The organism is Arenibacter sp. ARW7G5Y1 (assembly GCF_003201775.1).
Lineage (GTDB): Bacteria > Bacteroidota > Bacteroidia > Flavobacteriales > Flavobacteriaceae > Arenibacter.
In genome coordinates this window covers 88,627-110,625 of record NZ_QJJZ01000003.1, presented here as the reverse complement: position 1 = coordinate 110,625, position 21,999 = coordinate 88,627, and the positions used below count along the sequence as shown (strand labels likewise).

General features: G+C 35.9%; 14 protein-coding genes. 5 read left to right on the top strand and 9 right to left on the bottom strand.

Going from position 1 to position 21,999, the window contains the following annotated elements; genetic code table 11:
• Nucleotides 1-23: 23 nt before the first annotated feature.
• Nucleotides 24-2,150 carry a DNA helicase RecQ gene (gene recQ, locus C7972_RS05620; protein ID WP_110355247.1) on the bottom strand — a complete coding sequence of 709 codons (2,127 nt, stop codon included), beginning with the start codon at nucleotides 2,148-2,150 and terminating at the stop codon, nucleotides 24-26.
• Between the two features lie 171 nt (nucleotides 2,151-2,321).
• On the opposite strand from recQ, the gene C7972_RS05615 reads away from it, so the two are divergent.
• The 5 genes from C7972_RS05615 to C7972_RS05590 all read left to right on the top strand — a co-directional run bounded on the left by C7972_RS05615 (nucleotide 2,322) and on the right by C7972_RS05590 (nucleotide 7,216).
• Nucleotides 2,322-3,401, top strand: coding sequence for a metallophosphoesterase (locus C7972_RS05615; RefSeq protein WP_110355246.1), 1,080 nt, complete (start codon nucleotides 2,322-2,324; stop codon nucleotides 3,399-3,401).
• Between the two features lie 206 nt (nucleotides 3,402-3,607).
• Entirely contained in the window at nucleotides 3,608-4,390 is a 783-nt protein-coding gene (locus C7972_RS05610) for a hypothetical protein (protein ID WP_110355245.1), read from the top strand.
• Between the two features lie 724 nt (nucleotides 4,391-5,114).
• Complete coding sequence (locus C7972_RS05600) at nucleotides 5,115-5,450, top strand: hypothetical protein (protein ID WP_110355243.1); 336 nt, start codon at nucleotides 5,115-5,117, stop codon at nucleotides 5,448-5,450.
• 24 nt (nucleotides 5,451-5,474) lie between these two features.
• The gene (locus C7972_RS05595; protein WP_110355242.1) at nucleotides 5,475-5,726 is read left to right on the top strand and encodes a hypothetical protein; all 252 of its coding nucleotides are present in this window, start codon (nucleotides 5,475-5,477) and stop codon (nucleotides 5,724-5,726) included.
• 989 nt (nucleotides 5,727-6,715) lie between these two features.
• On the top strand, nucleotides 6,716-7,216 hold the full coding sequence (locus tag C7972_RS05590) for a hypothetical protein (protein ID WP_146216275.1): 501 nt from the start codon (nucleotides 6,716-6,718) through the stop codon (nucleotides 7,214-7,216).
• An 828-nt stretch (nucleotides 7,217-8,044) separates the two neighbouring features.
• Here the strand turns inward: C7972_RS05590 and C7972_RS05580 are convergent.
• The 8 genes from C7972_RS05580 to C7972_RS05545 all read right to left on the bottom strand — a co-directional run bounded on the left by C7972_RS05580 (nucleotide 8,045) and on the right by C7972_RS05545 (nucleotide 21,617).
• Nucleotides 8,045-8,557 (bottom strand): hypothetical protein, encoded by a 513-nt coding sequence (locus C7972_RS05580; RefSeq protein ID WP_146216274.1) that lies wholly within the window; start codon nucleotides 8,555-8,557, stop codon nucleotides 8,045-8,047.
• A gap of 16 nt (nucleotides 8,558-8,573) precedes the next feature.
• A complete protein-coding gene (locus C7972_RS05575) occupies nucleotides 8,574-10,364 on the bottom strand; it encodes a hypothetical protein (RefSeq protein ID WP_146216273.1) in 1,791 nt (596 codons plus the stop codon).
• A gap of 1,104 nt (nucleotides 10,365-11,468) precedes the next feature.
• Complete coding sequence (locus tag C7972_RS05570) at nucleotides 11,469-11,885, bottom strand: hypothetical protein (RefSeq protein ID WP_110355237.1); 417 nt, start codon at nucleotides 11,883-11,885, stop codon at nucleotides 11,469-11,471.
• Nucleotides 11,886-12,040: 155 nt separating this feature from the next.
• Nucleotides 12,041-14,026 carry an antiviral reverse transcriptase Drt3b gene (drt3b, locus tag C7972_RS05565; protein WP_110355236.1) on the bottom strand — a complete coding sequence of 662 codons (1,986 nt, stop codon included), beginning with the start codon at nucleotides 14,024-14,026 and terminating at the stop codon, nucleotides 12,041-12,043.
• A complete protein-coding gene (gene drt3a, locus C7972_RS05560) occupies nucleotides 14,019-15,266 on the bottom strand; it encodes an antiviral reverse transcriptase Drt3a (RefSeq protein ID WP_110355235.1) in 1,248 nt (415 codons plus the stop codon). The genes drt3b and drt3a overlap by 8 nt, the downstream gene beginning before the upstream one ends.
• A gap of 469 nt (nucleotides 15,267-15,735) precedes the next feature.
• A complete protein-coding gene (locus C7972_RS05555) occupies nucleotides 15,736-18,231 on the bottom strand; it encodes a DMT family transporter (RefSeq protein ID WP_110355234.1) in 2,496 nt (831 codons plus the stop codon).
• Nucleotides 18,232-18,492: 261 nt separating this feature from the next.
• The gene (locus C7972_RS05550) at nucleotides 18,493-19,440 is read right to left on the bottom strand and encodes a hypothetical protein (RefSeq protein ID WP_110355233.1); all 948 of its coding nucleotides are present in this window, start codon (nucleotides 19,438-19,440) and stop codon (nucleotides 18,493-18,495) included.
• A 239-nt stretch (nucleotides 19,441-19,679) separates the two neighbouring features.
• The gene (locus C7972_RS05545) at nucleotides 19,680-21,617 is read right to left on the bottom strand and encodes a ComEC/Rec2 family competence protein (RefSeq protein WP_110355232.1); all 1,938 of its coding nucleotides are present in this window, start codon (nucleotides 21,615-21,617) and stop codon (nucleotides 19,680-19,682) included.
• Nucleotides 21,618-21,999 lie beyond the last annotated feature (382 nt).

Here is a 21,999-nt window from a genome sequence, read left to right as displayed (position 1 = left end):
CGGCTTTCAACTTTCAACTCAATTCATAAAATCTTCTCCCTTTCAATAATGCTGAGCGCCAAGCGAATGGAAGCGTATTCCATTTTTTCTTCAAAATGCTCAAAGTAGGGTTTTAAGCCTTCCGGCTGTTGTAGTTCTTTCCTGGCCTCTGCTACTTTTACTACATCCTCCTTGGATATGAGTTGGTATATATCAATATCCTTCCCTTCATGGTACAATTTTTCCAAATGTGCCAAGATGGTATTGGGCTTTAGGCCCCTGATCTCTGCAATTTCTTCTACGGTTACGCCCGTCTTGAACAGCTCATAGGTTTCCAAAGCCGTATCCGATTTCCTGGTCTTCTTTTTCTTCTTCTTGGTCTTTGCCTCTACAAAGGCTTTGATTTCATTGATGAACATCTCCCCATAAACCTCCAATTTACGTTGCCCAACTCCGTTGATCTCCTTGAACGCTTCATTGGTCATCGGCTTTTTGGATTCCATTTCCTTAAGGGTGGCATCGTTAAAGACCAGATAGGCTGGAATATTCTCTTCCAAAGAAATTTGAAACCGCAATTGCCGTAATTTTTCAAATAGTGAATTTGCACTAGCTGGTTTGGACTTGCTTTCCTTGCGAACTGCCATTTGTTCCTCTTTGGACAGGGGCTGACTCAATTGTACCTTGGTGTTGTTGAACAATACGGCCTTGGCCAAATCGGTCAGACGAAGAACGTTGTTCTTATGAAAGGCAATCTCACAGAGACCCTGGTTGATAAGCTGTATGGCATAATGCTGCCAATGGTTCCATGAAATATCCTTACCAATACCATAGGTCTTTATTTCCTGATAGTTTTTATCCAAGATGTTGGCATTTTGGGCTCCCCTCAACACATCTATAACGGTTCCCGTAGCCTCGGACTCCTTTAATCTGGCAATGGTGGACAATATCTTTTGTGCTATTACGGTGCCATCAAAAAACTGTGGTGGATTTTTACAAACGTCGCAATTGCCACAATCGGACTGTAAATACTCTCCAAAATAACTCAGTAAAATCTTTCTTCTACAGCTGGAGGCCTCCGAAAACTGCTTCATTCGCTCCAACTTGGCCAACTGTACCTCCTCATTGGCGGCACCAGAGGCAAATCTTTGCAACTGGATTACATCGGCATAACTGTGGAACAATAGGGCGTGTGCCGCTAATCCGTCCCTTCCGGACCTACCTATTTCCTGATAATAGCCCTCGATATTTTTGGGCATATTGTAGTGTATCACCCAACGTACGTTAGACTTGTCTATCCCCATCCCAAAGGCAATGGTGGCGCACACGATCTGGGTCTTGTCAAAAATAAAATCCTCCTGTACCTGGTTGCGACTTTCAAAATCCAACCCCGCATGGTAGGCGGCCGCCTTAACACCGCTATTTCGAATTTTTTCGACCAGGGTTTCGGTGGACTTCCGACTAAGACAATATATAATTCCCGATTCGTTGGGCCTTTGCTCTATAAATTGAAGTATTTGGGAGACTCGGTCATGGGCCGCCCGTACTTCCAGAAAGATATTCTTTCTATCAAAGGAAGCCAAAAACTGCTTGGCCTTGGGAATCTTCAATTGCGCCAATATATCCTGCCGGGTAGCCTTATCCGCGGTAGCCGTTAAAGCAATAATGGGGGTTTGGGGCAGGGAGGCCTTTAAAAATCCCAATTGTTGGTAAGACGGTCTAAAATCGTGCCCCCAGGAGGAGATACAATGGGCTTCGTCCACCGCTACACAACCAACAAACTCCTCTTTTAAGATAGGGGATAGGCCCTGTAGACTTTCCGGTGCCACATATAGCAACTTTAACTCCCCCTTATGGGTGCTGTCCAATATGGCCTGCTGTTCTTCGGCAGACTGACTACTATTAAAAAAAGCTGCGGGGATACCGTTGGCGTTAAGTCCATCTACCTGATCCTTCATCAAGGCAATTAAGGGCGAAATTACCAAGGTAGTGCCCTTGAACAAAAGGGCGGGTAATTGGAAACAAATGGATTTACCGCCTCCTGTGGGCATGATCACCAAACAATCCTCCTTGTTCAACACCGCCGTGATAATGGCCTCTTGTTGTTTTCTAAAGCGGTCAAAACCAAAGTACTTTTTTAAATAGGGGATCAATTCGTTCTGGAAATCGGGCATGGGTATCGGTAAAGCTTTTGTAAGGGACGAAAATAATCATATTTGGTATCCCAATACAACTATCCCGATCTTAAAATCCCAAGAAATAAATAGAAATTAGGGCAAGGGTCTTATTTGGGCTTACTCTAAAAAGGTTAAATTTATCCCATACAACCATCAAAATCTACCAAAATGAAGCTTAGACACTATTATTACCTTTTAATTTGCTCCCTTTTTATACATTCCTCTGCTCTAAGGGCACAAGAAGCCTATACGGCTCCCAAATTATCCAATCCGGATTCCTGGTCCATTATTCTGGTTCCGGATACCCAGAGCTATGTGAAATTTGAAAGAAATCAGGGCATCCTGGAAACCATGACAGCTTGGATCAGTGAAAATATCGATGCCCTAAATATAAAAATGGTGCTGTGTACTGGCGATTTGGTAGAGCAGAACGAACTTTTGGTGCCGGACAAGGTAAATGGAAATATGCCCAGTAGGGACCAGTGGAGGGCCGTTTCCCATGCTTTTGGGCGACTGGACGGAAAGGTTCCCTATATCCTGGCGGCAGGTAACCACGACTTTGGCTATAAAAGTGTTGAAAACCGAAAATCCAATTACAGCCAGTATTTTCCCGTGCACAAAAACCTATTGAATGCAAAGGCTTTGAGGGCAGCCGGTAAGAACATAGACGGCCTGCCATCGGTGGAAAATGCCACTTATGAACTGATATCCCCCCAAGAAAGAAAGTTCTTGTTCCTGAACCTTGAATTTGCACCGCGGGATACTATTTTACAATGGGCCAACAGTGAGATCTCCAAAGAAATCTATAAAGATCATACGGTGGTATTGCTTACCCATTCCTATCTAAATGCCCAAAACAAGCATATGGAAAAAGAAAACTATCCCATAGCGGATGCCAACTATGGTAAATCGATTTGGGAAAAGCTAGTGGCCCCTTCCAAGAACGTACAATTGGTATTTTCGGGTCATATTGGTTCCCCTGATAATTTTAGGGGACATACCGCCTTTAGGGTAGACAGGAACGCTGCCGGTAAAAAAGTGAACCAGATTACCTTTAATGCACAGGCCATGGGCGGTGGATGGCATGGCAATGGGGGAGACGGTTGGCTACGGATTATGGAGTTTTTACCAGATGGAAAGACCGTCATTACCACTACGTTTTCGCCCTATTTCGCCATATCGCCCACTACGCAAAAAATGGCTTATCAGCGGGACGACTACAACAATTTTAGGTTTCAATTGGATTGATACCACTATTAAAAGGGGGGGCAATTACAGTGATTTTTGGATTAAGGTGCTGATAACCAAGGGTATTATCGGCCTAAAGTGGTTATATACGTAGGATAATTCTTAATAATGTATACTTTGCGTCGAAAATTTGCGTTTTTTTTAACATAATATTATATAAGCGCTTATTTTAGCCCAAGTTAAATATGTTTTAAACCCTACAAACAATGAAAACATTTAATTATTTAGTTTTAAGTTTCGGACTTGTTTTGATCGCCGCTTGTAGCAATGATGCTATGAATGGCCTAAATGATGAAAGTCTGACCCCTGAACAAGTGAAAGCCCAAATGCAGGTCAATGCCGTTTCGGACGGACTGGACGAGTTGGTTTCTGAATTACTGATCAACGACAAGGCGGGAAAGTCTAACAAGACCAGCACAGAGTGTGCAACACTGGCTTTTACCGATGAAAGTATTACGGTTGCTTACGATCAATGTATCATTCATGGTAAGTCGATAAGCGGTACCATTGTATTAACAGGCAACAATGGAAACACCGATGGCAACAAGGGGAGTTATGAGATTAGTTTTACCGACTTCACCTACAACGATTATATATTGAACGGAACCAAGACTTTGTCTTTCGATTTCTCCGATGCCAATAGTCCAACCTTTACCATAGCAACCGATGCCACTTTTGAGGATGACAACGGAAACATTATAGCCTGGGAGGGCAACAAGGTATTGAGCTGGCATTTGGATCAGATCAATGCTGAAGGAGACGATGTTACCTGTACAGGAGAGTGGGACATTACCGTAGATGGTATAACCTATGAATTTACCGTGACCGAAGCTTTATCCGCCAACCTGGGATGTGCCTATATCACTTCCGGTGTTATGCAGTTGGAAGTGGATGGTTTAACGGCTTCCCTGGACTTTGGCGATGGGAGTTGTGACCAAAAGGGAACAGTTACCTATCCCAATGGGGAATCTGAGGAGATCAGCTGGTAGATAGAATAGTAAGTATATTACGAACTTTTGAAACCCCGATGCAATGCATCGGGGTTTCTTTTTTGTCATTCATTTTTCCCAGTAGGTTTTCATTAATTTTTATGTTTGCCTGTATCATCAATTTCTTTGATTGTGCAATATCTTCCGACTTAAATCTAAACCTGTAATCAAATAAAGTACCCATAACCAAATCTACTTTTCATTTTCTTTGCTTGTCCAAAGAAAACGAAACAAAAGAAAAGACACCTCCTCCAAGGAATTTTTAAGACTATGTCTAAAAATCGGATTCAAAACTCCGCGCTTTTTTCAAAACAAAAAGCTGAATCCCGGAGCTTTTGAATCCTATTCTGTGGATAAGGATTCCCATTCATAAACTAGATGAAATCATACAGGAGAGGCTTATGTTAGCAGCAAAGTTGATGGGGTTGGTGTTAAACTAATGATTTGGGGCAGGAGGGGAGTGGAGGGAGAGAAATTGTTAGGCGTAGGAGTAGGGGCCCAATAAAAAGCAGGGATTTCATGGAAAATGTGCCGTTGGTCGAAGAAATAGTCCGGTACGTCGATGCGGGGAGGGGTGTTAATATTGCTTTAAACTAATGTTAATGAGGGATTTGCTTATATAAAAATGGGATTTTTGTCGTATCTTTTAGCTACAAACCAATAAAATCAATTTATATAAGAGTGTACCAAAAAAAATCCGTTAACCCTAAAACAAGCTTACACTATGGAAACAACCATAAAGATTAGTAGAAATTTGATTAGCAGGCCTTCCAACAGTGGATGTATTTTAAAATTGGAGCGTACCAATAATGACTTATGCCAATTGGAAAAAAAATTGACCTCTTATGTATGTGAACCCAACACATACTCATTGTTTATTAAATCTGAAACTCTCCGACACACATTAAAGAGCTTGAAAAATACGAATGTGGAATTGATCAAGGCTTTAAAAAGGGAAAAGGATTTAAAGATTGAACTCTTTGAAAAAACGATGGCCCAGATCCGTTCGTATCTGGAAGTACAAAAGTCGGTGGAGGAATACAGCAACATGTTGCGGTAGTAAAGCGTTTCCTATACTTTTCCTGTGGGTGTTTTACTAGAGCATGTAGCCAAGGACAATAACACCAAAGGAAAAATAGGGAAAAAGGCTCCGGATATTGATATTCGGAGCTTTTTTTATGGAATATGGTTTACCATCGGATTCTATACTGTTATAAATTTAATCTTACATCCAGAATCCTACACAAATGATTTTAAAGGCTGTATGTTTAATAGGGCCGATGTAAATGATGTTTATAGTATTCTTGGCCAGCGCACCATCTCACATAAAATATAGGAGATACTCAATCTTACACCTAGAATCCTACATAAATGATTTTATAGGCTGTATGTTTAATAGGGCCGACGTAAATGATGTTTATAGTATTCTTGGCCAGCGCGCCATCTCGCATAAAATATAGGAGATACTTAATCTCCTATATTTTATCGTATTTTACATACGCGATGCTTTAAGATTATCCAGTGGATGATTTTAAAGATCGGCGGGACGATGTAGAGGGAATGAGTGGAAGAGGGTTTAACGTAATTCCCTGCCACGGCAACCCACTCGTTAAAATTGGAGTATACGAGGACTTCGCAGGAGTACTTCAAATATTCTATTTTACATAATGTAAATTATAGGGCAGAATATAACGTTTTAGTTTTATAGCATTTGTGCAGTTTCCGTATAGCTTGTGCTATTTTATATAATTGCAGATATGATTGCCTTTAGGCTCATATCGTCAACAATTATGTAAAAGGAAACCAACACGCCATACTTAAATAATTGTTCCTCATTGGTTAGCTATAATTGCATTAAGTAAAATATCCCAGAACATTTTATTATTTAAGCGAATTATGAGCAGGGTCATAAACTTCTTTTAAGCGGTATATGCGACTTTGCCAACGCTTCATCTCGCCGCCAAAATAAAAGCTAACATGACAGCATAGAAATTGCAATCAGGAATAAACTAAATATTTTCATATTATTTTATAACAATTTTGAAACAACACTTATTAGTGAAACTCAATATTGAGAAGTCAGTAAGACGCACTTAAAATTGCAAGTTGAACTAAACCCGCCTTTTTCGGCGGGATCTAGGTTCAATACCTCGACCCTAGGGTCGATTCCTATTATTAGGTTCAGGGCCTGCCTTTGTCGGCAGACAGGCCTGCCTTTGTCGGCAGACAGGCCTGCCCTGAGGTTTAATACCTTTTATTTAAAGACTTGATGACATTTTAATGGTCTTTCGATGTATAGGTATGAAACCTCTAAAATTAATCAAAATGAGAAAAATTATTTACCTTACTGTATGCATTTGCACATTATTTGTTGGCTGTTCAAAAAGCGATGATGCCGATGAGGAAACCGACAAGCCCAAGGAGACTGGAGATATTTCCATTCGGGTGAATGGCGAAGGCTTTTCCGATACAACATTTGAAATGTTTCGAGAAACCGTTGGAGCTTCCGATGGTAAAATTCGTTTCTCTGCCAAAGATGACGACAACAACACCATTGATTTTTATTTGCCTGATCCAGTTGAGAAATTGCAATATTCCATTGCTCCTTATGTATTTGGGAATGTACAAACCTCCAGTGTTATACTAAATAAAAAAGGCATCTATCTTTCTAAAGATGGGAATGCATATGTTACCGACATCACCGTGAATGGCCAATGTAAAACCTATAAAGGATCTATCAATATCAATTACCGTAGGCAAGACAATGCTCCTGGTGCGCTAAACATTCAGGGTAAATTTGATATTTCCATCGATGGGTGCGATTAAAAATTAAAGAAAAAAACGTCATAAACAGAAAAACCAGCAAGACGAAACTTTTGTCTTAACAAATATAAGTTTCTTCTTGCTGGTTTTTATTATTTTATAAAACGAATCAAAAAAAACATCTACCTAAAATTATTTTCGTAATCCATAATTTGATTTAGCACACGAACAATTAAAATATGAATATCTGTAGCCAAATAAAAAATAGTGTGAGATTTATAAGAAAACCTTTTTAATGAGAATACAAATTCTGAGGCATCATGTCCAAGATTGATGTTATCTGATAAAACCTGAAAAATATCGTGTATTCCAAATAAATGGACAATTTCCAGTCTAATACCTTAAACGGTTCGATGTGTAATCAAGTCTCCATTTTTAATTCTAAAAGCATCAGGAATAAATACGCAATCAGGCCACCGAGTAAAATGGAAAGAACGTCAAACCAATCAAAATAACCATAATTCAATAATTCGTCTATCCTCGAATTTTCGATTAAACTTGGGTTTTTAAGAATCGAATTAATCTGGCTTCCTTTTTGGCAAAATTCAAATATCAGATTGATAACCGTCCACATCACTGATATAGATAATGGTCTATTTAAGATGTCTGAACGTATGGAATAAGTAATAAGAATAAACCCGATACAATGAATCAAGGAAGGTAGACTAAAAAACACCTGTGAATTTAAATCCATGATATTCAATGGGCCATCATATAAAAATAATAGCACGTTATTTCCTCTAACAAAAAGATAAAAAACAAGGCCAAAAACTAATATCGAGCCGCCAACAATTCCGGAAAACCAAAACCTATCAACTGATTTCAAAATTTTTATTCGCTTGGAAAATTACCGCCCTCGCCACAACCTTCCCTTCCAGCATAGAAATTTATTGATTTTGGTGACTCCAATTGAACTTCACATTCACTAGACCAACCCGACCTGATAAAACGAAACTTCCAAGTACCTTTTTTGAGATTCACCTTTTGAAAATTTACCTGATAGATAGCTTGTTGAGCTCCTGACGCATCAGTATTAAAGCCAATCGGATTGCTTGATCCGTAATCCTCATTATCTTGGAATTCCTCAATACCAACCGTACCTGTATCACTAATAAGTTCACCTTCCCATCTTACTCTTCCCAATTCACTAAAAGTTTGGGAAGCCGGATATTCCATCCTCAAAACTAGCGTAGCACTTGTTGATTCGTCTGTAGGTGAAGTAGGATTAGAAGAATTGCCATCATTTCCACCACCGTTACCACCGGAAGAAATAATTGAAAGTATCCCAAAAATTATCACTCCAAATAATATTAAATTTTTAAGTTTTAAAAGCTTAGTTTTCATATGTAAAAAGTTTAATTTATAAATTAATATCAAAAGGTATAAGAATGATAGATAATTCCCAATTGCCATTTCCCTGTTCAGCTACATTTATGTACAAATGATCATTATTCCCAAAGACAATTCTGGATTGAAGATCACTGTCTGGTGTTTTTAATATTTTTGGAAGGGTGTGTATTATCCCTTCATAATTAGAATTCATGATTGTACGACCTATGCCTGTATTTTGTAAGATGAGATCGGGTGTCATTCGTCTAACACCTTGGAGTGCCTTGCGAGCATAATCTCGCTGTTTATGATAGACATAAATATTAGAATTAGTTAAAATCCACGGATTGGGAATAGGCACATCGTTGTTCCAATTAAATATGCCAAATGGCCCTATTACAAATTGTGTTTCGCTGTCATGTGTATATTCAATCTCCGTTCTTCCACCAGGAATTAAACCTATGTTTTGATTAGGACTGAAAGCTACACCCCATTTAAATGCGTCGTTCAGCCTTTTTGTATTATATGGAACATCAATTTTTAATTGATTAAATGCATTAATAAAAAGGAAATTCAATTCATGATTATATGATGATATTTCATCTATAAAAATGCTTGCTATGAAAAAATTATTATCCTCAATAGATTTAGAGATAATATCTTCAACCTCTTCTTTCATAGCTTTTTTAATTTTCGATTCAAACAAACCCATAATATTATCCGCTAAACTGAGACTAATAATATCACACCATAATGGGGCGTCGAAATCTACCGAAGTGTCGGTTTCAATTTCAAATCCTACGGGCAGGGGTAACAATTTCATATCCATGTTTATTAAAATAACTGGGTCACAGGTGGGCAAATCTACTTTCGCCTTTAACCGAAACTGAATAATCCCATTGTCAATATTGAAATAGATGTTTTTGTAATCGGGATTGTATACAGTCTTTCCGCTAGCAGTTGTCATTCTTCCATCATCTCCAAACATGCCGTAAATACCTGTAATTATCTTATTTTTAAGATACAATTCACTAAGACTAAGTATGGGTTTTGCAAAAGGAGAATTTTGAAGTACAACATCTTTAACGCATGAAATGGTAAATTCATAAATTTTCTTAAAGGATGATGTATTATTCGAAATCTCAATCTCAACATCAAATGAACGCCCATCTTTATAATTCGGCAAAATTATTTTAGCTGAGATTTCATGTTGTTCTTCGTTAATTGTAGTATAGGAATCTTCATAGCGAAAAGGATCGACAATCCACTGTTGTTCAATCTCATCATAAAACCCGGTATTATTGGAAAGCTCTTTTTTATTACCTTGAAAATAGGTGGAGATAAGAGTAACCGATTTAATTTTTAAACATTTCTCTGTTTGTAATTTGAGCTCTACTTGCCCCCCTGTGACATATAATATTGAAGACTGTTGGAGTAATTCACCGTTTGGGTTATCATATCCCAAATCTACAATCTCCAACTGGCTATCTTCAGTACAATTTGGCCAAGCGAAAGTGTTATCCCGGGATAAAATATCGTGTATCTCCGCAATTTCTGATAATGAAAAATCTATGTAGTGAGAAACATTACTTGCATTTAAAGGTTTGTCAGAAACGTATTTATTCAGCTGTTTGATACGACTTTGAATTATTTCTAGAGTTAAATCGTTTAGACTGTCTCTTCGTCTATAAATTTCACCTTCAACCTCTCCTAAATATTTTTTTTTAAGATTACTTCTTACTTTGGAATAGAAATCTTGCACTTCATTTTTTAACTCTGTCTTAACTCGCGTCGAGTCCTTTAATACTGCTTTTGGACTCACATGTTTATAGTTTATGCTAGTGGTATCGATTTTCAATTGCCTAATAAAACTATTAGTCTTACTTAAATACTTAATAGTATTAAACTCGGCCTTTAATTCGTTGTAATTGGACTCTTGACCCAAAAAAATTTGAAAACTGAAAAAAAATAATTTCACGAAACATTGTAATCTACCCATAAGACTTTTTTAAAGTAAGAACTGTATATATTTAAAATAATCCACAACTAAGCAGAAAAATATATGTTCTTAAATTTTTACTCTGTAACAAAACTTTCAATTAGTATACCAGGGAGTCATTTAATACAAAAGCTAACATGCCCTGTAATAATTCTGATGTTCAAGAATAATGGTTATCGTTTTAGGGGAAGAACTAGTGAAACACTAGTGATGAGCACACAATTTGAATATTCAATGTAGTATTAATCTTAATATACTAGCAGAAATGTTGTATAAATTGTAAAATATTCTGTGTAATTGGTAAATTTAATTAATTGTTATCAACTTGCTGGTATTAAATTCTCCACGCTGGCGCGAGCGCCAGCAGGGGAAGATTCTCGCTAGCTTGCCGCAACAGCACAAATTTTTGAAATCGAATTTTTAGGAGATTCACGAACACCTTTACATTCAACAATTAAATAGGATTGTGAATAAAATAAAACTTCTGTGCACTTGTTAACTTTAGAACTTCAATTAATCCTTTTTTTTAATGTTTCATTATTGGGTATTTTAAAAATTGATACTTAATCAATTCTTTAAAATAGTGTCTTGAAACACTATTTAGCGAAAGCTAAATACCTAAAACAAAAATTCAAGGCTGAATATAATTTTGGAACAGGGCCGAGCGTAAAGAAAATGTACCTAAAGTACATTTTTAGCGAAGGAGCCAGCAGGCGCGTTGGCGCTCAGTCGCTATATTCTAGAAAGCATTCTAACTATTAAGACCGCTTTGAACTGCTTGTAACATAATATTGTTCAACAAATTGTATAACTAAAAGTCTAGAATATGGCCGCTCATTTAGCCTATTGTTTTACCAAAGTTCTCTGAGGCCGTTTTGCCAGCACATCATCTGGGTAGAAATCCGGTTAATTCTATTTTATATAATATTATTGACGATGTTTGAACTCATCTATTACATGGTCAGATGAATACCTCGCTAATTTTGGAATTGTATAAGAGGAAACTTTAATTTCCCAATTTGATAACCTGGGCATTAAATTTACATTATTATCAATAAAAATATCTCCATTTGACTGTTCTAACTCTGTCGATGGAATTAAATAAAAACCCCTTGGTTCTTTATCGATTACCAATACTAAAACGACAAATAAATCACTTCTTAATTTTCCTAAATCTTCTTTTAATATTTTGATACTTCGCTGAGTTTCATCTAAATTCATAGGTTGAAGATATAATTGACAATCTCCAACTAAAAAATCAACCCCTGCCCTCCCATTTGGATTATTTAATAATTCTAGGTCAGATTTTTTAAATTTAGATTTCAGAAAATTTATTACATCCATTCATTTAGGAATTAAAAAATTAAAAAGAAACTAGTGGCTTAACGCACCTTGGTGTGTACCCAAAAAATGAGCTCAATTCACTACAGGATTAAAAAATGCATTAATTAATCAATTAAGCGAACCGTATTATACGATGCACCACTAGTTTCAAACAATCAACCTGAATAAGGCGGATTGTATTCTTTTTTTGCTAAAATGTACTCAAGATTTATGTCATCTGTTCTCCAGTCCATAAACCAAAAATTCTTTGAAATATAGTTTCTTATTGTTCCTCGCCTTGTAACACTGGGGTTTGTTTTATAAACTGATTTATAAACAATATCTAACATCTGATTTTTATCAGATACTTCTATATAAGGACAAGCAATAAAATCAAAAAATAAGTAAACAAATTCTGCTTTCGACATTGGTTCATTCATATTCGAAAACTTATTTATAGTTGATTTAATTAAAACATTTTTTTGACTAACACACTCATTTGAGTTTTCAAAAAAATAGAACAAAACAATGATTTGAAAATAATCTAAATTCACTAAATCCTCCTCATCTTTAAAAATTTCTTCAATGAACTTAACCTTATTTATTGGATGAACCTTATTTAGGTTTACAAGCGATACAAATAAGTTTAATGATTCTAAGTGTGTTTTAGAATCTCTACTTAATATATCCAAAGTATCTCTTAAACCATCAAAAATTTTCTTAGAGATTAATCTGCTCTGTTCAGCATCTATTTTACTATACTTTAGAAAGCGAGTAATTACTACGTTAATTTGAGTTAGTAAAACCGTTGCTCTGGGTCGACTATCCATCGAAATAAGAAAAAATAATACGTCAAGAATTATCAGAATTGGATTTCCAATATCTTTTAAATAATCTGCTTCTTGCTCAAGTAGATATTCGTTTTCAAGAATTTTAACCAGCTTATTTCGAATTATCGAAACTGTCATTCCCGTTACATCTTCATAATCTACATTGTTCTTCTTGATAATACTTTTTAAATCTCTTATTAGATTATTTGATATTCCGAATGGTCTATTTAAGGTTTTTAAAACTACTTCTTTTCTACTATTCCCATCTTCATCTTTGGTTTCTACTTCATCCATAAATGAATTTAAGAACTCATTTAAGCGTCTTTCTAATTCAATTCTTGCAATTGTTATTCCTGTAATAAACGGAACCTTTATCTTTTCCGTTTTAGAATCATTAATTGATAATTTATAATATTCTAACTCTTTGACAAAAGCTGCTTTAATTTTATTGGCTAACTTAAAATCATTCGAGAAAACAAAATAGTCATCGACATATCTACAAATAGCATAATCTCTATCTATTCTAATTTTGACATCATTTAATTTGGTTATTACATTTTGCTCGATTCTTTGCAGAATTATTTCGGCAAAAATTCTTGAGGTTTCTGGGCCAATAATAATTCCATTAGTCTCATTATAATTTGACCATTGCATAAGCTTATCAAATTTATTTTCAAATGAACTAGTTGCAACATTTTTTTTTGCAAATTCTTTACCTTTAACGGCCCAAGCTATCGAATGTGAATAAATGCTAGGAAAACACTTGGCTACATCAAATCGCAAAAGCTTTTTAAATTTTTTTTCAAAACGATGAAATTTATAAGAATCATAGAATTTGTAAAGAAAATCATAACTTTTATATGTAAAATATGAACTTGAGTGAGCCACATCTAATTCATAGGATTGCTTTTCTACCTCTACACCCGAATCTCTTAACTTTCTCTTTATTATTTGTGGGTTCTTTACATAAAAATGACTTGCCACTTTTGATGGATATCTAATGGATACTCTGCTTTTAGAGCATAGACTTATTATCAAAGAATCATACTTCGAATAAAAGTCAACAAATTTTAATTGAACTTGTGGGTGCATTATGGTCAGAGTTCTGTAACTATCCAATTTTTTGATTATTTGATAATTATAAGGCAATAAACTCATTGGACTTCTGTTGCCAAGTATTTCGGTTACTAAGCCTGGCACTCTTTCAGATTTTGGTCTTTTCGAGAATCTATACAGACCAACGTTTGTAAAAGGAATAGGTACTTCGTATGGAAGCACTTCGGTTAAAAGTATTCTGCTTTTATCAAATTTTTTAATGCGAATTCTAGTCATTATGCCAACATTGCTTTATTAATTTTACTCTTTCTGGGTTAAAATCAGCATTAATTTTCCTATTATTCCATCCTGACAAAAAACTATATTTTGACAGTAATCCTTTTTGACTATTACTCAAAGATGAATTTATCTTGGTTCCAAAGCTTTTATTTTTTGAATTGATAATTTTTCGCAGAAAAATGGTTAGCTCTTCTAATGTTTTTTTATCATTAATAAAGGGATAATTATAGTATAACCCTGCATATAAAATAGTTCCCTCACTTGTATTTCTTTTTATAGGGTAATTACCCGTTAAGAATTTCATTCTGTCTTCTAAAAGAGAAAAATCACCATTTTTTAAATAATCTAAGAATGAACGAACAATTCTAGTTTTATATTTATTAACCTTAGATTGAGCAATAGATACTTCTATTTTTTTATCCGTAAACTCATTTTTTGCTTTCTTGCAACAGTCAGTAAATAAAAATTTATAACCTAAATATTCAAAATTCAATTCCTTTTCAGAAGCCTTATCGTAATTATTTACTTCATATTTTTTTGTTTTCTTATCATTAAACAGCAATGGTTCTCGTAATAATTTCTTTTCCTTTATTTCTTTTAAAATTTCTTCCGGAGCTTTTGTTGTGAACAATATAATATCATCAACATACCTTGCATAATAATATACACTATCAAGTCGATTAACCTTTCTGTCAAAATCTCTTAGATAAAGCTCCGATAAAGTAGCACTTATTCCTATTCCTCTAGGTAAACCTGTAAAAGAAGTAAACTCACTTAATTCAAAAAAGTCTTCAAGAACATTAATTGCCCTGGCGGAAAGTAAAGCATCATCTCTAAGTTTATCAATAATCCATTTTCTATCAATACTTTCATAGAATTTTTTTAAGTCTAATTTTATAATAGACATTGGAACTGCCTCTTGCAATAAGATTATAATTTGATTTACTATCAGGTTTCTATCAGCTTGTTTAACCTTATAAAATCTTTTTAGTGAATCATTAATCTTTCTTAGGGCGAAATCGTCTTCCACTTTGGAAAGACTGAAAATCTCATTAGAATCATTCAGTATTTTAATTACAGATGAGACTATAAAATCGGCAGAGTTTATTTTATTAGAAATCTTGTTAAGAGTTTCTAATGTTTTTCTACGACTTTCTCCAAATCCCTCATACTTTTTATAATCATCAAAAGTGATTAATCTTATAAGTTCAGATTCATTAAATGATTGGTTTAGCATAAAATTTCACGATACAGAACTACTATAAAATCAACTTTATAGTATTCAAAAAGAGTATTTTCTTGGTTGTCAATTATGACAAGCAATATACAGAATTTTAACAAGAAACTATTTACGGATTTCCGTAACTAAATAGAAATTAGAAAGAATAATCCCATTCCATACACATTTACAAATTACTTGTCTATTGTTTTATTTCGGTATTTGTGAATCTAGATTAAGATTTGGCCTCCGCCTAATCTCTTTCGGCGATTTATTCATGGCTAGTTATTTTCTATTTATAGGAATTCATGCACCTCGTTCCTCGGTGTCACTTCCCTCCTATCGTTGGGTCACTTAATAAGTGTTTACTCAGGTTATTTCTATTTTATTAAATAGGACCTCGTGAACCTCCAATGAAGTTTGGCTGGGCCTAACCTCCTTTGAGGTTTCATTACATTTTGAGAAGAAAATTTTAAAAAGGAAAAAATCAATAAAGAAGAATACTATCCAATTGCTTTCTAACCTCTATAGGGTCTTTTAATCTCTCTTCCAAAGATCTTACAGCGTCTACACTTAGGTAACGACCCAATGGTATAAGTGGTCTAAACAAAGGGTCGCACATTTGAGTAATTATCTCTGGCCGTTTATTTTGGTCTATTGGGATTAAGGTACGTTTAGATTCAATTCGATAAGAATCCATGGTCGCATTTACAAATTCATCTGCATGTGCAAATAGGGCATTTAAGGCCATTTGTCCGGGCGTAACCAATTGCGTATAATAATTTACTTCATCTTTCTTCTTTTGATTGGATGTTGGACAATCTGCAAAATCAGCGGTAGTATTATTGGTTATAATTAGATGCTTTATCTTGTATTTGCCGTTTAATAAGCTATCCTTTTTTAACCCTTTTATCAAAGCTGCTTCAAGAAACCTTGTAACCGTGCCTCCGATATTGTCATAGTAGCCACCATCACCAAATTGTCCCACACCGGACACTCTTCCATTTGGACTTAAATAGGGAAATCTTGCCGTGAGCAGCATTGCACTGCTTCGTTTTATCATTTGAGAACTCTTATTTTTCTTGGCGTATTCCGATAAGAAATCATTAAATCCCGATTCGCGTTCATTATTATTGTTGAACTTAACTGGACTTATCACGTAGAGTTGCCCAGTTTGCACATGTGTTGTCGTTGTCACCATAATTGGAGGTGTAAAGGTGTCACCTTTTTTTGGCATAATATCTAGATAAGGCCTTTGTAACAAGCCCCTGTCAAATAATGAATCGAATTTCTTCTCCCACTCGCTCTCCGTAATCCCACCACGATCTCTATAAAAATTCAGATGAAATATACTTGCTATGATGTCCCTTCCTAAGAGTCCGGCTATCGACGAAGAGATATAATCGCTTTGATAAAATTCACTCGCTATGTATCTAAACCTTTTTTTAGCTTTTTCCTGTAATTCACTTGATGTTTCCTTACTGTTTTTAGTTAAAAACAATTCACGATCGTATTTGTCTTTATTAGCATAAGCTTGAACGTAGAACATATTACTACCAACGCTACCACCGGAGGCCCCGGTTATAGAAAACAGGTGTTTTTTAAAATAGTCTTCATTTGAGCCATATAAATAGCTATGTACCAAAAATGCCCAGTGCCCCGCTCTTGATCCACCTCCCTCGGCTGAAACCAATATTATCGGAAACTGTTGGTTTTTCTTGACTGCTAATATCGCTTCCCTTCGCTGCCCAATAAATTGATCTACATAGTCTTCCAAGGTTAAACGTTCGTCAGGATCAATATTTTCTGCATGCACATTACTTACCTCATAGTGCTTGAAACAGTCACTTTTAGCAACTAAAACAGTTGCTAAGATAGCTGCGCTAAATACTATTGTCAAAATAGGCCAATTTGTGTATTTGCCTAAATAATTCAGCCCAAGAAACATAGTGTAGAGGCCAATAATACAGATCATTATTATAACCATAGGAGTTAAGTACTTGAGATCATTGAGTTCTGGATCAAATAACATCACTATATAAATGACTACCAGTGCTATGGTATATATATAGGCAAATGGCATGGCTATTTTTTCCTTAAACCAAAGGACTCTCTTATTGTAGGAAATACTTAAGAAAAAGAATATAATACTTAAACACATCATAGACCAAAATAGACCGGCAATATCCGATTTAGTGCCTCCGGTGTTGAAAATCCCCAGAATTATTATTATTCCTACCGATACTACCAAAACTATTAAGGGTAACCATCCGTTACGTGATTTCCATTTTAAAATACCCTTTAAGAACGTTGCAAATCGAGGATGGGTAAGTGCGATAAGAAACACTGTTAACAAGAAAAAGAAATACTTGAAACTTATAAGAGTTCCGAACAATTGGAAATAGGTATTTTCAACAGTAAATGTAATTCCCAAAATCATAAATACCGCCAGCATTTTTGGATAAATCCTATTTACGTATTCTTCAGGATATTCAGTCTCCTCATAGTTTCGTTCAGTTCCATCAACAGCTAAAGATTCTGTCTGATTTTTTTGTTCCTCGAGCCTTTTTTCCTTTGAATCTTTAAGGTTAATGGCTTGGGTAACCTTATTTAGCAATTTGGTTTGTTTTTCTTTTTTCGAGTCTAAACTAGCATCCACTATGTGCTGTGAACGCTCTTCAACTGAATCTATTTTGACCAGGTTACCATAACCGATTAACAGGGCCATCACCAATATGGAGGCATAGAAAAAGAACATCACCACAAAATCATTACCATTTTCAAGCTGTATGATGACCACCGTTAGGTCACTAAGATGTGGCATTCTGAAAATAACAAGAAGTATGAGCACAAATACAAGTGCAAATCCATGTCTCAAAACGGCCTGCAACAATAGGCGAAGCCATGAGGAAAATTTTATCTTTTGATAGTGGTCTCCTCTATTTTTATTGTTTTTTGTCTCTTGTTGGTCCTGTTGTGTCATTTGGTGCACTAGATTTGAATTAAGTAAAAAGTCTTATATACAAGTATAATTTATTGTTGGGAATGTCTCCAGACACAATTTTACACAACTGTATTACCTATTTATTACCTATAGACAGGCATTTGCAAATTAGCCGTTAGTTTTACAAGTTGTTAATTGTAAAGCTAATGGTCTTTAGGTAAGGCTTGATTGCTTCAATATTCATACTGTTATTGACCTATAATCCTAGCAAAAAATTCAATAATTAATATTTCAATTTAGTTAGTCTTCAGATTCAAGGTTTGCTTTATCATTGTTTTCTGTTTTCTTATCTGGGTCTATCTTTAATGAGAAACCACCAACAAATCGAATTGTGAATAAAAATTGTGTATCCGTTAAGCCACTAATTGATTTTCTATCACTTCCATATAAAAATGGCATTTGAAATTCGGCCCTTATATTATCCAACCGAAACCCAAAATTCAACTCTATGCCAGAAAAATCAGTACGATCACTACCCAATATTGAGGTTCTAATTTCGTCATTAGCATCTGACGTTACATCACCAAAAATACCACGGTACCCCATGTTTAATCCCAGAAAAACACTGTACTTACTTTTTTTTTCGTCGGTTCGGATATAATCGTCTGGTAAAAATTCATGGAAAATTCCGAATCTATAAGCTATTACGCCTAGATTAACATTCCCTATTTCTGGGTCACTCCAAACCCCATTAGAAGCAGTAACCCGGAAATTAAGCCCACTTAAGTATTTCGCTATTTTGTTTAACCAGTAATCTCCGTCTGGGTTAAAATATACATTGGAATTAATGAATAATGACTGTTTTGAACTAAATGGATTTAAAACATAGGACCCAAAATCTCGTTGATTTGTAATTTGGCCATTTTCAAAATTCACGGAAAGTGTGTCAACTGTTGACGCTACATTGATTATTGCTTCCATTTCAAAACTCTTAATCCCTTTTATTGGCAATAATTCATTATTGTATTTTAAAGAATCTCCTCTAAAACGTTCATATATTACTCCAAGTCCAGCACTACCCTGAATTTCGTCACCCTGCGCCAAGGAACTTTGGAGATTACCTGTACCAACAAAGTCTATATGTACTTTTTCTTTACCCCCTAAACTGGTTTGTTTAGTGCTCTGTTGTTGTGAATAGATATTCTGTACGGAAAGTAGTAATAATACTAAACTTGTTGAAAGTTGCATAATAATAGTGTTTAAGGTTAATTAAAACTTGACTCTATAAAGTATTTAATTATGAGCAACTATTGAATGGGGGAAGTGAAATTTTAGCAGATAATTACCTGGATATAAATAAGATATGAATATCACCTGAATACCAACTACATAAAAACCATAGACTTTTTAAGGTTCTTATTTTAATTACTCACTAAGTGTGTTGTCTACCTTTTTGAAAAATACCTTTTCAAAAAAAAAGTAACTTCTCAAAATCTTGCCGGAAACGTATGTATGGTCCATCCTGCACCTTCTTCTTCCATAGTGGCACACATGATGGTTTCACCATCGGTACGTACATTGACCAGGCCATAATGGTTTTTGGTCAAAATACGGGAGCGTTCCAGTGGTTTTGTGGCATAGGAAATCGTGAACAGTTGGTGTACGGTTTTAAAATGAAAATCGCTCCTGGTTTCAAACTGTCTCGATTCCAATTCCATAGTTTCCAATAGCGTCTTTTCGCGCTCCTCCAACGCCTCTCTGTGTGCTTTTTTTTCGTTTAAATCCTGTATGGCATTAAGCGCTTCCTTTTCATCCGTACTGAGATAGGAGGCTTTGCTGATTTCTGCCTTATTTAGTGCCAACAGGGCCTTATCGTTAACATTACCATTTCCATCATGAAAGTTCCGCATCTTTATATGTGTGACCTTTCCTAGTGAAACTGAGCGCTCTATCTCTGTCATATATACCAAGGGGGTTACCAATCTGTCCTTTACCGGGTCAATATCCACATGTCCGGTGACTGCGCTGGCCGCCACGACCTCTGGTCTTGGATGGGCGTAACCTTCAGCGTCCCCACTGGAGATTATGGTAGCTCCAGCATTTATATGTTGTAGGAATTTATAGGAAATATCATGGCTGCCATGATGACAAGCTTTGGCGACATCGCAGTTGAAACTGGATATTCGATCTCCATACGCTTCCGATATAAAGTCCATACTCGCTTTGTTTAAATCACCTGTCAGCAATATCTGGGCATTGTGGTAATTGAGTCTCAGACAAATGCTATGGCCATTTTTATTGACCCCCGAGTTGCCAAGGTCCTTTAAAGCGGGCTGACCGTCTACATTTTTGGTCACCGGAGCCAATACTTTGATCTTACAATCGGACGTATTTGGCCATATTTCCGGTAAATCCTGTCCTGCCTTTAAACTTTCAGAGGTTACCCCTACCCTATTGAAGGTAGTTTCAGGAAGTTCCTCGATAATATCTTTTAAGAATGATTTCCAATGGCCACTCAAGGTATCCTGATTATCTGGATCCAGGCACGAAATGGCATCTTGCCTATCATTTAAGAGACGGGTGAAATGACTGCTTTTTTTGGGTCCAAGACCGTCTTTATGAGTATCACCCTTGTCTACCCAGGTAGATAATCCGGCATGGTGGAATTCACCAATTTTTAAATCGATGCAATCCAATTCCAAATCAGTTTCCGGGTCTTTTTTCACTAAATCCCATAGTCCGCCGTAATGGTCGGAATCACAATGGGAAGCCATCATACTGTCTAGTTGAATTTTATAATGACCATAATCAAAAAAGAATTTCCAGTCTACAAAATCCGCTCCATTTTTACCTGTTTGCTGATTCGCCCTGGGCAATCCTCCATCGAGGAGCATATGTCTTCCTTCCGGAAAACGAATAAGTACACCGTCACCCTGACCTACGTCAATAAAATTTATATTTAAAAGTGCTGTTTCGCCAATAAGATGTGAACTTAACTTTCCAAACCATCCTCTAGCCCTTACACTACATAGATCGTTTTCCCTTTTGGTGATCTGGATTAAATCTCCCCAAAGCAAATCTTTGCGGTATTCGTTATCCGATAACTGGAGTCTAGAAGTGTAGGGTGTTTTATTATCATCGACATCTTTGGCCAAATAGCCTATTTCCACTACATGCCATCGTTTGAGAAATCCTTCTTGTCCATCCACAATACCTCTCGTCCAATCGTCCGACCCTATTCCATCCGGGAGAATGAGTTCATCCCCCCAATGTAATGTTTTGAGAACTGCTGCGTTTTCATTTGCGGTTAAATGAAAGGAGGTAGTAAAATCTTTTCTAAAGAATGATTTGTCCTTGCGACTATATGTTTTATCCTTAAAAAAGCGATACTCATCACTATATGCCCGAATCCACCCCTGTGCCATAAATAACAATTTTTGAGATTAGCTCAATACCATAGTGCCAATAACAGCTATTTAATGGGGGAAAGTAAAAACGTAGGCAGTAATTATCTGGAGACTAAAAAGTTACAAATAAAATTTAACTAACAACTACATAAAAACCATAGACTTTTTAAGGTTTTCATTTTATTGGCACCGCCAAAGGGTATAATACCCCGAGGCTTGCCTCGAAAATTAAAGGTCGTTACCTACGAATGCCTCGCGGGCTTGCCCCGAGGTTGTTTACTTGCTTGCCAAGTGTGAGGTAGTCGACTTAAAAAGAGTTTTAAGGACGGCATACTGTTGAAAGACTTGGAATCTTTTAAAGTTTATGCGAGTTGGAGCATTGGCCTTTGTATTGGCAATC

Coding starts and splice junctions, on each gene's coding strand:
- recQ (WP_110355247.1), bottom strand. CDS start 2,150: ATGCCCGATTTCCAGAACGAATTGATCCCCTATTTAAAAAAGTACTTT.
- C7972_RS05615 (WP_110355246.1), top strand. CDS start 2,322: ATGAAGCTTAGACACTATTATTACCTTTTAATTTGCTCCCTTTTTATA.
- C7972_RS05610 (WP_110355245.1), top strand. CDS start 3,608: ATGAAAACATTTAATTATTTAGTTTTAAGTTTCGGACTTGTTTTGATC.
- C7972_RS05600 (WP_110355243.1), top strand. CDS start 5,115: ATGGAAACAACCATAAAGATTAGTAGAAATTTGATTAGCAGGCCTTCC.
- C7972_RS05590 (WP_146216275.1), top strand. CDS start 6,716: ATGAGAAAAATTATTTACCTTACTGTATGCATTTGCACATTATTTGTT.
- C7972_RS05580 (WP_146216274.1), bottom strand. CDS start 8,557: ATGAAAACTAAGCTTTTAAAACTTAAAAATTTAATATTATTTGGAGTG.
- C7972_RS05570 (WP_110355237.1), bottom strand. CDS start 11,885: ATGGATGTAATAAATTTTCTGAAATCTAAATTTAAAAAATCTGACCTA.
- drt3b (WP_110355236.1), bottom strand. CDS start 14,026: ATGACTAGAATTCGCATTAAAAAATTTGATAAAAGCAGAATACTTTTA.
- drt3a (WP_110355235.1), bottom strand. CDS start 15,266: ATGCTAAACCAATCATTTAATGAATCTGAACTTATAAGATTAATCACT.
- C7972_RS05555 (WP_110355234.1), bottom strand. CDS start 18,231: ATGACACAACAGGACCAACAAGAGACAAAAAACAATAAAAATAGAGGA.
- C7972_RS05550 (WP_110355233.1), bottom strand. CDS start 19,440: ATGCAACTTTCAACAAGTTTAGTATTATTACTACTTTCCGTACAGAAT.
- C7972_RS05545 (WP_110355232.1), bottom strand. CDS start 21,617: ATGGCACAGGGGTGGATTCGGGCATATAGTGATGAGTATCGCTTTTTT.